Origin of the sequence: Nesterenkonia lutea, from assembly GCF_014873955.1 — a bacterium.
GTDB classification, from domain to species: Bacteria; Actinomycetota; Actinomycetes; order Actinomycetales; family Micrococcaceae; genus Nesterenkonia; species Nesterenkonia lutea.
Window position 1 is genome coordinate 101,473 of the sequence record NZ_JADBED010000001.1, and the last position, 12,439, is coordinate 113,911.

Genomic DNA, 12,439 nt, shown 5'->3' on the forward strand with positions numbered 1-12,439 from the left:
GATCGCGAGACGTCTGCCGGGCGCCAGGACGTGGCTGAACGACGACACACCGCGGCGTACCTGCTCCATCTGTCATTGCCGGAAGGACGCCGATGAACGCTTCATCAGCAGAGGAACAGACTCCTCGTCGTCGGAGGCGCCGCCGTGATCGGTTTCGTTCCTGGTTCCTCGGTCTGGGCGCGGTGCTGACAGTGCTGGGTCTGCTCGCAGGGGTTTACGGCGTCGTCGTTGAGCCGCGGGTGATCCTGGAGGAGAAACGGATCGAGGCGCGCCTGCCTGGACTGGGTCCGGACTGGGACGGTGCGGAGGTGATCGTGTTCTCGGATCTGCAGGTCGGAATGTGGTGGGACAACACGGCCATGATCGAACGCGCCGTGGAGCAGACAGTGAACGCCGAGCCGGAGGCTGTGCTCCTGGCTGGAGACTTCGTCTATGGAAGTGATGCGGATGTCCGGGAAAGGGTGGCTGATGTCGCCCGTCTGCTGGAGCCGCTGACCGGGGCGGGGATCCCGGTGTACGCGGTGATGGGCAATCACGACTACGCCGTCGGGGCCGTGGAGACGCTCACCGGGGCATTTGAGGATCAGGGCATCGAGGTCCTGGCCAACGAAGCGACCGAGATTCCCGCACCAGACTCCCGGAGCGGACCCGGGCTCCATGTGGTCGGGATCGGACCCTCCTCCGTGGGTGAGGCAGACCCTTTGCAGGCCCTGGAGCTGGTTCCCGAGGAGGCTCCGCGTCTGGTGCTGATGCACAACCCGACCACGTTCCCCCACCTGCCTGCCCACAGCGCCCCGATGACAGTGGCCGGGCACACCCATTGTGGGCAGATCGCTCTGCCCGGAAGCCCGGAATGGTCCTATCTGGGACTCACCAAGGAAGAAGAGATCGTGGCTGACGGGTTCGCCCCGGCAGGCTACGGCGAAGCTGGCAACGAGCTGTTCGTCACCTGCGGGATCGGCTTCAGCGTGCTGCCTGTGCGGATCAACGCCCCACCCCAGCTGGTCACCATTGAGCTGCGCCCGGCCTGAACCGGCTGGGGGCTGACACGCAGAGATGCTTCAGATCAGTAGTAGTACGGGAACTCGGACCAGTCGGGTTCGCGCTTGGCGAGGAAGGCATCGCGGCCCTCCACCGCCTCATCGGTCATGTACCCCATCCGTGTGGCCTCACCGGCGAAGACCTGCTGGCCGGCGAGGCCGTCGTCGGGCGCGTTGAAGGAGAACTTGAGCATCCTGATGGCCTGGGGTGACTGGCGAGCGATGTCGGTGGCGTAACCCAGTGCCACTTCTTCCAGACGCTGGTGCTCGACCGCCTCATTGACGGCACCGGCGGCGACCATGTCTTCGGCGGAGTGCTCGCGGGCGAGGAAGAAGATCTCGCGCGCCTTCTTCTGTCCCACCTGGCGGGCCAGCAGCGCCGAGCCATAGCCGGCGTCGAAGGAGCCCACTGTGGCGTCGGTCTGCTTGAACTTCCCATGCTGGAGCGAGGCGATGCTCAGATCCGCGACAACATGCAGGGAGTGCCCGCCGCCTGCGGCCCAGCCGTTGACCACGGCGATCACGACCTTGGGCATGGTGCGGATGAGTCGCTGCACCTCCAGGATGTGCAGCCTGCCGGCGCGGGCCGGGTCGATGGTCTCGGCCGTGTCACCCTCCGCGTAGCGGTAGCCGTCCCGACCACGGATGCGCTGATCCCCGCCGGAGCAGAAGCTGTGTCCGCCGTCTTTGGGGGAGGGGCCGTTGCCGGTGAGCAGCACAGCACCGACATCGGGGGTCATCCGCGCATGATCAAGCGCCCGGTAGAGCTCGTCCACCGTGCCGGGCCTGAACGCGTTGCGCACCTCGGGGCGGTCGAAGGCGACACGCACGGCGGGAAGATCGGCGGTGATGTGCCCGGCCGCATCACGCTGGACCCTGCGGTGGTAGGTGATGTCGGTGAAGTCGAATCCCTCCACGAGGCGCCACTGCCAGGGGTCAAAGATGTCTGAGACCTGCGGGGGCAGGAGGCCGGGGGCGGAGTCGTGCGGGCTGCTGGGGGTATCTGATCCGATCACAGCTGCGAGTCTACCGAGGAGCAAGCCGACGTCGTCGTCACCGGTTCGTCGCAGAGCACCACACCGTCAGGATCCGAAGGCTCTACCATGATCCTGTCAGCAGGCCTGGTTCGAGGAGAGGGAGATGATGAGCGCGCGCAGATTCACCGATGAAGCCTGGGAGCGGACCGCCGAGATTCGGAGCCGGATCGATCAGCTTCCCTTTCTGCGGCAGCTGGAGGACGGATCGCTCTCGCGGGAGATCTTCGAGAACTACATGGGACAGGATGCGCTGTACCTGACCGAGTATGCCCGGGCGCTCGCGGCCTGTGCGCAGCAGTCCACCGATCCGGAGCACATCATCTTCTGGTCACGGGCCGCCGCGGGGGCGATCGAGGAAGAGCGCGCGCTGCATGCGACCCACGTGGTGGACTTCGGCGCGGTGGAGCCCTCGCCCACCACCGTGGCCTACACCTCCTATGAGCTGGCGCTGGCCTCCGCCGGGTCCCTGCCGGTGCTCGCGGGCTCAGTCCTGCCCTGCTTCTGGATCTACGACGACGTCGGCACGCGCCTCAAGGCTCGGATCGGCTCCCTGCCGGACCACCCCTACGCAGACTGGATCAGCGCCTACGGCGATCCGGAGTTCCACGAGCTCACCGTCTCGGCCAGAGACGTGGTCGATCAGCTGGCGGCCTCAGCCAGCGAGGAGACCCGGGCGCGGATGCACCAGGCCTTTCGCCGGGCGAGTCAGTACGAATGGATGTTCTGGGACTCAGCCCACCGGATGGAGACCTGGCCTGTGGGCTGAGCGCATCCCAGCGCCGCCCGCCGTGAGTCGGGAGCGGATCAGTCCAGCGGCTTCTGCGCCAGGAAGATCATCTCCGGGGAATCCTCGCTGAGCTCCTCACGGTCCCAGTCGCCCCAGATGTCGACGATCCGGAAACCAGCCCGGGCGAGCGATTCCCGCAGCACGGCCAGGGGCCGGTAGCGCAGAGTCTCTTCGGCGATGAGCTCCCGGGATCCCGGCAGCAGGTTGTGCGCCCGGGCCGTGATGAGGTCCCCGTCCGCCGCGTCCGAACGGATCCCGGCGATCTCCATCCAGGAGGTGAACTCCCCGCCGTCCGGGTGCGGCTGGGTCTCCCGGGTGGATTCGGCGTCCCAGGCATCGAGCTCCAGCGACGCCGGGTTTCGTGATTCGAAGGCAAGATGTCCACCAGGCTTCAGCGTGGCCCAGGCCTGGGCCAGGACCGCGTCCCACTCTGTGCGGGTGAGGAAATACTGGGCCACATGTCCCTCCATGATGACCGCGTCCGCCACGTTCGGCGCCAGCTGATCCGCATATCCGTGGATCCAGCTGACCCGCCCCTGAACTCCCGCTTCGGTGCTGCGCGTCCGGGCGACGTCGATCATCGCCGCCGAGGGATCCACACCGACCACCTCGACACCCTGCTGGGGGAGCAGCACAGCGAGCACCCCGGTCCCGCAGCCGATATCGGCCACGCGCCCCGCACCCAGCTCCTCGAGCAGCTCGAGGTAGAACTCGTGATCCCAGCCGCCGGAGTTCTCCACGTCATAGATCGCCACCAGCTCCGGGTCCTGGGTCCAGGCGAAGGCGGGGTTCACCTCCTGCGCGGATCCGGCCGCCGGGGAGGCTGCGGGCGAGCCGGTGGCTGATCCTGCCGATGGTCCCGCTGGTGGTCCTGCTGGTGGTCCTGCCATGGAGCTCATCGGCGCGACTCGCTCGCGCCCAGATGATGGGCCAGGAAGGCGTAGTCCCAGGCACGTTCCTTCCAGCTCTCGTACCGTCCTGAGGCGCCCCCGTGACCGCCGTCCATCTCGATCTTCATCACCACGGGCGCCTCGCCGCGCTGGTGCTCGCGCAGGACCTGCACCCATTTGGCCGGCTCGACGTAGAGCACCCGCGTGTCATTGAGGCTGGTCACGGCCGCGATCGCGGGATATGCCACCTCCCGGACATTCTCATACGGGGCATAGGACTTCATATAGCGGTAGACCTCGGGATCGGTGATCGGATTGCCCCACTCCTCCCACTCCAGCGCGGAGAGCGGCAGCTCCGGGTCCAGGATCGAGGTCAGATTGTCCACGAAGGGCACCTGCGCCAGGATGGCCACGTACTTCTCCGGGGCGAGGTTGGCCACCGCTCCCATGAGCAGACCGCCCGCGGAGCCGCCCAGCGCCGCGATCCGGGAGGGATCCGCCCAGCCCAGCTCCACGAGGTGATCGGTGGCGGCGATGAAGTCAGTGAAGGTGTTGATCTTGTTCAGCTTCTTGCCGTCCTCGTACCATCCGCGGCCGAGCTCCCCGCCTCCGCGGACATGGGCGATGGCGAAGACGATGCCCCGGTCCAGCAAGGAGAGCCGGGGGATCCCGAAGCTGGGGTCCATGCTCATCTCGTAGGAGCCGTAGCCATAGACCAGCGCGGGGTTGGTGCCGTCGGCGCTCACGTCCCGATGGTGCAGGACCGTCACCGGGATGGTGATCTCCGAGCCGTCGGCCCGGGTGTCCCCGCTGGGGGCCCAGATGCGGGTGGCGCAGTAGGCCTCGAGGTCCACGTCGTTGACCGGGGTCTCCCGGCGCAGCAGCGGGGACGCACTGGCATGGTCGATGTCATAGATCCGGGTGGGGGTCAGCCAGGATTCGTAGGCCACCCGGAACAGTGGGGCCTCGTACTCTGCGGCGATCACCGCGCAGGTGTAGAGCTCGTCCTCGAAGTCCGGGCCGGGAAGTGTGGAGGTCAGCACCGGTGCGGCGCCCTCGCGAACCGCGCGCAGGAGATCGAGCGAGAGCAGCTGGACGGACTCCACGGTGTCTCGCCGTGCGGCAACGATCACCTGTGCCGCGGTGATCGTCACCCCCTCGAGCTTGACCGTCTCCTCATGTGGGAGCACGAGCGTGCCCAGGTCCAGCGGCTGCTCCCGGGGGCGCTCGGTCGATGTCTCGGCACGGGTCTGAGCGGCGAGCTCATCAGCTGTGGTGACCGAGAGGGCGTTGTTCGGTCCGGCCTGGTTGTGCGTGATCAGCAGCAGGCGCTCGCCGTCGACCTCGATCGGATCGATGCTGTGCAGGATCCGGCGTTCCGCGCTGATCAGCAGCACCGGCTGCGCCTCCGGGTCGGTGACGTCGAGGATCCGGGACTCGTCGTACTCGGAATTGCCGGAGATGATCACCAGCTCGCGCTTGTCGGCGGAGAGCCCCACCCCGGTCCAGAGCTGCTCATCGGTGATCTCCAGGATCAGCCGGTCCTGCTCGGCATGGGTGCCGAGAGTATGCATATAGAGCCGGTGGGGTCTCCAGGCGGCGTCGGCGACCATGTAGTAGGCGCGCTGACCGGTGGGTTCCAGCACCGGTCCGCCGTGGACGCCTTCCACCTCCTCCGGCAGGTTCACCCCGCTGCTCAGGTCGCGGAAGCGCAGGGTGTAGAGCTCATCCCCAGAGGTGTCCTCCGAATAGGCCAGCAGCGTGCCGGCGGCGTTCAGCGACATTCCGCCGAGCTGGTAGAAGGGGTGTCTGGCCGCTTCGGCGTTGGTGTCGAAGAACGTCTCCTCGCCTGCCAGCGCGACGCCGGCCTGCACCTGCGGCGGAGTCCAGGAGTCGCGGCCGACCGGCACCCGGCAGTAGATCGCGTGCTGCTCACCTTCGATGGTGCGGGTGAAGTACCACGACTGACCGCGCCGGGAGGGCACCGAGAGGTCGGTCTCCACGGTGCGGTGCCTGATCTCGGAGAAGATGGCCTCACGCAGCGGCTGCTGGGACGCGGTGATCGCCTCCGCGTAGGCGTTCTCGGCGTGCAGATGCTCGATGACCTCGGCCGAGTCCTTCTCCCGCAGCCACTCGTAGGAGTCCACGAAGGTGTCACCGTGGTGGGTGCGCTCGGTCGGGATCTTCTTGGCCTGCGGAGGCGTGGAATCAGACATGCGGCCATTCAACCAGACCGGCGAGGACTCGCTCGGTCCGCGGCGACCCGTTCCCGGATCGCGGCCGGACTCATTCCCCGGCGCGCACCAGACCGCATTCGTAGGCGTAGACGACCATCTGCGTGCGGTCGCGCAGGGCCAGCTTGGTGAGGATGCGCGAGACGTGAGTCTTGACGGTCTGTTCGGCGAGATGGAGATCGGCGGCGATCTCGGCGTTCGAGCGCCCGCGGGCGACGGCGGTCATCACCTCCTGCTCGCGATCGGTGATCTCCGAGAGCAGGCGTGACTGCTTCGGGCTCCCCGTCGGGCGCGCGGCATAGTCGGCGATCAGGGTCCTGGTGATCTTGGGGGACAGCAGCGCGTCGCCCTCGGCCACCACCCGGACCGCCTGGATGAGCTCCTCGGGGGCGGCGTCCTTGAGCAGGAATCCGCTGGCCCCGGCCCGCAGCGCGTCGAAGACGTATTCATCGGCGTCGAAGGTGGTCAGCATCAGGATCCTCGGGGGAGTGCCCTCCATGCGCAGGATCTCTCGTGTGGCCTCGAGGCCGTTGACCTTGGGCATGCGGATGTCCATCAGCACGACATCCGGGGTGGTGCTGCGCACCACGTCGTCTATGCCTTCACCGTCGGAGGCGGTGCCCGTCACCGTGATGCCGGTCTGGGCGTCCAGCAGAGCGGCGAATCCGGCACGGATCATCGACTGGTCATCGACGATGAGCACCCGGATGGCAGGACCGGGGAGCGGGGCCGAGGAGTCGGCGGACACAGCGGAGGGCATGGTTCAACGCTACCCCGGTACCGCGGCCCCTGACGCCTGTGGTGTGATGTGAGCACCATGCTCTCCAGCCCAGGATCACTCACGTGCACAGTCCTCGTCCCGAATCCCTGATCCGCCGGCTTCTGCGGGACAGCGCCTATGTGCTCCCGGGACTGCCGATCGCGCTCTTCGGTGCCAGCCTGCTGTTCACGCTGCTGGTGGTCTCCATCGCGACCGCGCCGCTCTGGGTCGGGGCCCTGGTGCTCCCACTCACCCTGGTCACGGCGTCGGAGTTCGCGGAGCTCTCCCGTCGTCGGCTGCGGATCTGGGGGGCCGAGCTTGCGCCGGTGAGCTACCGCCCCCGGGGTCCGGGGCTCGCCGGTCGGCTGCGTCCGGTCGCTGATCCGCGGCGATGGCTGGATCTGATCTTCGAGACCGTTCTCGCGCTGCCGGTGCGGCTGGTGACCTTCGTGGTGGCGATCCTGTGGATCGCGATGGGTCCTGTCGGGCTCACGTATTTCTTCTGGTCCAGCTTCATCCCGGGCGAACGTGGTCTGATCCGACTCCTGGAGGTGGTCGCGCCCACGCTGGTTCCTGGGACCGACTTCTGGCAGTACGTGCTGGACTCCGCCGTGTTCCTGATCCTCGGCGTGGTCTTTCTGGCCACCCTGCCTGCGGTGATGCGCGGTCTCGCGGCGATCGATGCTCTGCTCGCGCTGAGCCTGCTGGGCGCAGGAGGACGGGGTCGGCTGATCCCGCTGGAGCATCCGCAGGCGCACCCGCTGGAGCGCACGCTGTCTCGGGCCGCGGTCGGCCGCCCCGGTTCCCGCCCCGAGGAATCCTCCGCCTCCTTCGGTGCCGCCGCCTGGTCCTGGATCGGCATCTGCTTCGCCGCAGTGGTGCTCTTCGCGGTGGCCTGGCCGCTGACCGCGTCCATCTACGGAGTCCACCCCGCCGTCGCGTTCGCACTCACCCTGGCGCACTGCCTGAGTCTGGTGCTCACGCTGAAATTCCCCTGGGCCGGGATCGGCGCCTCGGTGATGGTCTCGGCGACGCTGATGGGCGCCACCGCCGAATCGGGGGTCGGCATCTGGCCCTGGCCCGTGACCGCCATGCTCATCCAGTGCGGAGTCATCCTGGTCGCAGCGCTGCGCGAGCCCTGGTACTGCGCCGCCAGCGGCTGGGCCGCCAGCGCGCTGCTGACCGCCGCGGCCATCGTCATGGCGGCCCCCGAACTTCCCGAGGGGGCCGTGAGCACCGGCATCGTGTTCGCCTCGGTGAGCGCCGGCGTCGCAGTGCTCGGAAGTCTGACCCGGCAGTGGATCCGTGACGCCGGCCGGCTCGAGGTGTCGGAACGCACCAGCGCCCAGCAGAGTCGACGTCGGCGAGAGCTCGAGGAGCGCAACCGGATCGCCCGCGAGCTCCATGACGTGGTCGCCCACTCCATGTCGGTGATCAGCGTGCAGGCCGCCACCGCGCGCTACCGGCTGCCCGCCATCACCTCCGAGGCGCAGCAGGAGTTCGAAGAGATCGCCCGGTCCTCCCGACAGGCGCTGGGTGAGATGCGGATGCTGTTGGGCACCCTGCGCAGCGAGGAGGAGGCGCCGACCGGGCCGACACCGGGTCTGGAGGACATCCATTCCCTGGTGGAGGCCACCCGTGCCTCCGGGAACCCGATCCGGGTGACCGGGCTCGACGTCGTCGAGGCGTCCTCGGCTGTGGGCCTCGCCGCCTACCGGATGGTCCAGGAGGGGCTGAGCAACGCGCTGCGGCATGCGCCCGCCTCCACCATCGAGGTCAGCGCTGAGCTGATCGGGGAGCCCGAGGATCAGCCGGACCCGGCAGACACCCGCCACCTGCTGATCCAGGTGCGCAACACCGCTCCGCCGCACCCGGTCTCAGTGCCCGCACCCGGTGCTGGCCTGGGGCTGGAGGGCATCCGCGAGAGGGTCAGCGCTGTCGGGGGGACTGTGGAGACGGGGGAGACCCCGGACGGCGGATACTTCATCCGTGCCTCATTCCCGCTCTGAACCCGCCCACCCCCTACCCACGTAGGGGGGTGAAGTTGGCTCCGCCGGGTGACTCCGCGCAGGCCTCGGCTCGATAGCGTGGAGCCATGACAATCACTGAGACCCGGTCGGAGGGCGCGCGGAGCCTTCCCGAGCAGCCCCGACCGCCCCGGAACAAGCAGGTCAACGAGTTCTTCGAGCTCGCCCAGCGGGCCAAGGACGAGGGCCTCATGGATCGCGGTGCCTCGGCCTATGTGCCGCGCGTGATCGTGCTGAGCCTCGCCTTCGCCGGAGCTTTCGTGCTGATGTTCACCCTTGGTGACAGCCTCTGGCAGCTCGGTCTCGCCGCGTTCTTCGGCGTCATCTTCACCCAGGTGGCCTTCCTCTCCCACGACGGCGCCCACCAGCAGGTCTTCCGCACCGGCAAGCGCAACGAATGGTTCGGCCGGGTCACCGGCAACCTCATCGTGGGCCTGTCCTACGGCTGGTGGACCAAGAAGCACAGCAAGCACCACGCCAACCCCAACACCATCGGCAAAGACGGCGACATCGCGCCGGGCGCCCTGGTCTTCGTCGCCGAGGACGCAGCGCAGCGTTCCGGCTTCATGGGCTGGCTTGCCCGCCGACAGGGCTGGATGTTCTTCCCGCTGCTGACCCTCTTCGCCATCGCACTGCACTACAACGCGCTCAAGACGGTGTTCACTGCAGAGAAGCTCAAGCGCCGCAAGACCGAGCTGGCGATGCTGGCCATCCGGCTGATCGGGTTCCCCGTGCTGATCTTCCTGGCCATGAGCCCCGGGCTGGGCCTCGGGTTCCTCGCCGTGCAGCTCGTGGTCTTCGGCGTCTACATGGGTGGCAGCTTCGCCCCCAACCACAAGGGCATGCCGATCATCCCCAAGGACTCCGACATGGACTTCCTGCGCCGCCAGGTGCTGACCTCGCGCAACATCAAGGGCGGCCGCGCCATGGATGTGGCCATGGGCGGGCTGAACCTGCAGATCGAGCACCACCTCTTCCCCCGCATGCCCAGCCCGAACCTGCACAAGGTCAAGCCGATCGTCGAGGAGTTCTGTGCCGAGAAGGGCATCAGCTACACCGCCACCGGTCTGGTCCAGTCCTACGGCATGGTCGTGACCTACCTGAACCGAGTGGGTCTGGGCTACGCGGATCCGATGGACTGCCCGATCATGGCGCAGTACCGCCCCCGCTGATTCCCCCGGCGCGCCTCGCCCGACGGTCCAGCTGGTCCTGCCGCAGCCTCCTGAGCCGAGCGGCCCGGCGGTTCACCCGGCTGGTCTCCGCCGCGAAGAGCGGGATCATCGCGGCGAAGAGCAGATAGACCGGCGCGGAGGACAGCGCGGCTCCGGCGATCCAGAGCCAGACAGTGGTGGATTCAGCCACCGAGGCGAGCCCGTCACGCAGCGCCGGTCCCAGCAGGGCGACCAGCCCGAGCAAGGTGCCGAAGGCGCCGAGGGTCAGGCTCAGCCCCGCCTGAGGGCCTCCCGGCCTGCCCGATTCAGCCGGGAGCGGCGCCAGGTTCGGATCCCGCGCCTCCGTCTGCAGGACCACCGCTCCGCAGAGCAGGGTCCAGGCGGTCACCACGAGGTAGGCGGCGATCATGTCGCTGGGCAGATGCCATCCCTCCACGAAGATGTAGGCCCCCCAGCCCGCCGACCAGGTCGCAGCGAGGATCCCCCACAGCGCGCGGTCCCGCGGCCGGGAGATCAGGAAGGCCGCCGCCGCCACCGATGCGGCCATCGTGGTGTGCCCGCTGGGCAGAGAGTTCCCTGTCCATTCTGACGTCAGGCCCACCAGGACCGGACGCGTGGAGAAGACCAGCTTGAACGCCTGGGTGCTCAGGTTCGCGCCCAGCACCAGCACTGCGGCGCTGGCGAGGATCATCCACCGGCCGTGGCGGCCTCGCCTGTGGCTCAGCGCCGCGCAGGCCAGGATCGGGGGAAGCAGGATCCACACGGCGATCCACTCATTCTCCGGATCCAGCTCGGGCAGCGGGTGACCAGTGGTCGATCCGGTGCGCTGCATCATGATGTCCAGCAGCTGGCCGGTCTCCGTATGCACGGCGATCCAATAGAGCACCCCGAACAGCCCAACACACAGCAGGACACCGGCCGCCCACCGCTCGAGGTGGAAGGCCGGTGTCTGCAGGAAATGTGGCATGCGGCTATTCTGCCGCACCGTCTCAGGCCCGGCGGGGGCGCGGCTCGGGCTGCACGCGGTGATCGGCCATGTCCTCAGGGGTCCAACATTCGATGTTGCGCAGCTCGGGCATGTCCGAAGCGAGGAAGATCGGGTCCAGGCCCTGCTTCCGCTGCGCCACATAGTGCTTGAGCAGCTTCACCGCAGTGCCGCTCAGGGCGGTGATCACGACCAGGTTGAACAGGGCGATGATGACCATCGTCACACCGGCGATCGCCCAGGCCAGGTCCACCGGGATGATCGCGCCCAGGAAGACCACCGCGGTCAGCACGGCGGCGAAGATCTTCCGGGTCCGCTCCGACTGGGAGATGAACAGCACATTCATCTCCCCATAGGAGTAGTTGCCCAGGATCGAGGTGAAGGCGAGCAGCAGGATGATCAGCGCCAGCGCCAGCGCGCCGAAGGCGCCGAAGTTCTCGCTCAGCGCCGCCTGTGTCAGCTCTCCGCCGACATTGGTCTCCGCCCGCACAGCCTCCTGCGGGAAGGTCACCAGGATGATGAACGCGGTCACCGAGCAGATGATCAGCGTGTCCAGGTAGACGCCGAGAGTCTGCACCAGCCCCTGTTTGACCGGATGTGAGACGTCAGCGGTGGCCGCGACATTCGGCACCGAGCCCATGCCTGCCTCGTTGGAGAACATTCCGCGCTGCACCCCGGCTGCGATCATGGCGCCGAAAGCGCCGCCGGCCGCCGAGGTGAAGTTGAAGGCCTCGCCGAAGATCATCCCGATCACCAGGGGAAGCTGCTCGAGGTTGAGCGCCACGACCGCCAGGCCCAACAGGATGTAGAGCATGGCCATGAGGGGCACCACGCGCTGGGTGACCTGGGCGACACGGCGCAGCCCCGCCAGCACGACGACGCCGGTGAGCACCGTCAGCAGCACCGCCAGGATCCAGACCAGGCTCGTGGTGTCCTGCATCCCCAGCTCGCCTGCGGCGCCGGTGACGGCGTCAACGATGGTGTTGGCCTGAAGTGAGGTGAAGGACAGGGCGAAGCAGAAGATGAAGATGACCGCGAAGACGATGCCGCCGGAGCGCGAGCCCAGCCCACGTTCGATGTAGTAGGCGGGACCGCCCTTGAAGGTGTCGAAGCGTCGCACCTTGTACAGCTGAGCCAGGGTCGATTCCACGAAGGAGGCGGCCGAGTTGAAGATCGCCATCACCCACATCCAGAACACCGCGCCCGGACCGCCCATCGCGATCGCGCCGGCCACGCCGGCGATGTTGCCCGTGCCCACGCGCGCGGAGGCGGTGATGGTGAAGGTCTGGAAGGCGGAGAGGGACCTGGTGCGGCCGTTCTCATCCTGCGTCGCCTTGTCCGTGATGGAGCGGAACATGTCCGGAATGTGCCGGATCTGCACCAGCCCGGTGCGAACGCACAGGTAGAGACCGACGACGAGGATCACCGGGATTCCCACCCAGGTCCAGGAGGCGTCCTCGATCGCACCGATCGTGTCGAGAAGATTGTCCATAGTCATGATGCGCCG

At 67.7% G+C, this 12,439-nt stretch carries 10 protein-coding genes; 4 read left to right on the top strand and 6 right to left on the bottom strand.

Features of this window, described 5'->3' with window-relative positions:
* Positions 1-92 precede the first annotated feature (92 nt).
* A complete protein-coding gene (locus H4W27_RS00495; protein ID WP_192594196.1) occupies positions 93-1,031 on the top strand; it encodes a metallophosphoesterase in 939 nt (312 codons plus the stop codon).
* Positions 1,032-1,066: 35 nt separating this feature from the next.
* Here the strand turns inward: H4W27_RS00495 and H4W27_RS00500 are convergent, their stop codons facing one another.
* The gene (locus tag H4W27_RS00500) at positions 1,067-2,056 is read right to left on the bottom strand and encodes a 1,4-dihydroxy-2-naphthoyl-CoA synthase (RefSeq protein WP_318782046.1); all 990 of its coding nucleotides are present in this window, start codon (positions 2,054-2,056) and stop codon (positions 1,067-1,069) included.
* A gap of 127 nt (positions 2,057-2,183) precedes the next feature.
* Between H4W27_RS00500 and H4W27_RS00505 the strand changes: the two genes are divergently transcribed.
* Positions 2,184-2,843 carry a TenA family protein gene (locus tag H4W27_RS00505; RefSeq protein WP_192594197.1) on the top strand — a complete coding sequence of 220 codons (660 nt, stop codon included), beginning with the start codon at positions 2,184-2,186 and terminating at the stop codon, positions 2,841-2,843.
* 38 nt (positions 2,844-2,881) lie between these two features.
* On the opposite strand, the gene H4W27_RS00510 is transcribed toward H4W27_RS00505, so the two are convergent.
* The 3 genes from H4W27_RS00510 to H4W27_RS00520 form a co-directional block, all read right to left on the bottom strand.
* Positions 2,882-3,754 (bottom strand): class I SAM-dependent methyltransferase, encoded by an 873-nt coding sequence (locus tag H4W27_RS00510; protein WP_192594198.1) that lies wholly within the window; start codon positions 3,752-3,754, stop codon positions 2,882-2,884.
* 5 nt (positions 3,755-3,759) lie between these two features.
* On the bottom strand, positions 3,760-5,970 hold the full coding sequence (locus H4W27_RS00515) for a S9 family peptidase (RefSeq protein ID WP_192594199.1): 2,211 nt from the start codon (positions 5,968-5,970) through the stop codon (positions 3,760-3,762).
* Positions 5,971-6,040: 70 nt separating this feature from the next.
* Positions 6,041-6,748 (bottom strand): response regulator, encoded by a 708-nt coding sequence (locus H4W27_RS00520; protein ID WP_192594200.1) that lies wholly within the window; start codon positions 6,746-6,748, stop codon positions 6,041-6,043.
* An 83-nt stretch (positions 6,749-6,831) separates the two neighbouring features.
* Here H4W27_RS00520 and H4W27_RS00525 point away from each other — a divergent pair, with 83 nt between their 5' ends.
* The gene (locus H4W27_RS00525; RefSeq protein WP_192594201.1) at positions 6,832-8,757 is read left to right on the top strand and encodes a sensor histidine kinase; all 1,926 of its coding nucleotides are present in this window, start codon (positions 6,832-6,834) and stop codon (positions 8,755-8,757) included.
* 86 nt (positions 8,758-8,843) lie between these two features.
* Positions 8,844-9,947 (top strand): fatty acid desaturase family protein, encoded by a 1,104-nt coding sequence (locus tag H4W27_RS00530; RefSeq protein ID WP_192594202.1) that lies wholly within the window; start codon positions 8,844-8,846, stop codon positions 9,945-9,947.
* On the opposite strand, the gene H4W27_RS00535 is transcribed toward H4W27_RS00530, so the two are convergent.
* Both H4W27_RS00535 and H4W27_RS00540 read right to left on the bottom strand, forming a co-directional pair.
* The gene (locus H4W27_RS00535) at positions 9,922-10,914 is read right to left on the bottom strand and encodes a phosphatase PAP2 family protein (protein ID WP_192594203.1); all 993 of its coding nucleotides are present in this window, start codon (positions 10,912-10,914) and stop codon (positions 9,922-9,924) included. The two genes, H4W27_RS00530 and H4W27_RS00535, sit on opposite strands and share 26 nt — an antisense overlap.
* 22 nt (positions 10,915-10,936) lie before the next feature.
* Complete coding sequence (locus H4W27_RS00540) at positions 10,937-12,430, bottom strand: alanine/glycine:cation symporter family protein (protein ID WP_225938960.1); 1,494 nt, start codon at positions 12,428-12,430, stop codon at positions 10,937-10,939.
* Between the last annotated feature and the right edge of the window lie 9 nt (positions 12,431-12,439).

What these genes read in the sequence shown, in the direction of transcription:
- H4W27_RS00495 (WP_192594196.1), top strand. Translation starts at nt 93, where the DNA reads ATGAACGCTTCATCAGCAGAGGAACAGACTCCTCGTCGTCGGAGGCGC.
- H4W27_RS00510 (WP_192594198.1), bottom strand. Translation starts at nt 3,754, where the DNA reads ATGGCAGGACCACCAGCAGGACCACCAGCGGGACCATCGGCAGGATCA.
- H4W27_RS00505 (WP_192594197.1), top strand. Translation starts at nt 2,184, where the DNA reads ATGAGCGCGCGCAGATTCACCGATGAAGCCTGGGAGCGGACCGCCGAG.
- H4W27_RS00535 (WP_192594203.1), bottom strand. Translation starts at nt 10,914, where the DNA reads ATGCCACATTTCCTGCAGACACCGGCCTTCCACCTCGAGCGGTGGGCG.
- H4W27_RS00515 (WP_192594199.1), bottom strand. Translation starts at nt 5,970, where the DNA reads ATGTCTGATTCCACGCCTCCGCAGGCCAAGAAGATCCCGACCGAGCGC.
- H4W27_RS00530 (WP_192594202.1), top strand. Translation starts at nt 8,844, where the DNA reads ATGACAATCACTGAGACCCGGTCGGAGGGCGCGCGGAGCCTTCCCGAG.
- H4W27_RS00540 (WP_225938960.1), bottom strand. Translation starts at nt 12,430, where the DNA reads ATGACTATGGACAATCTTCTCGACACGATCGGTGCGATCGAGGACGCC.
- H4W27_RS00520 (WP_192594200.1), bottom strand. Translation starts at nt 6,748, where the DNA reads ATGCCCTCCGCTGTGTCCGCCGACTCCTCGGCCCCGCTCCCCGGTCCT.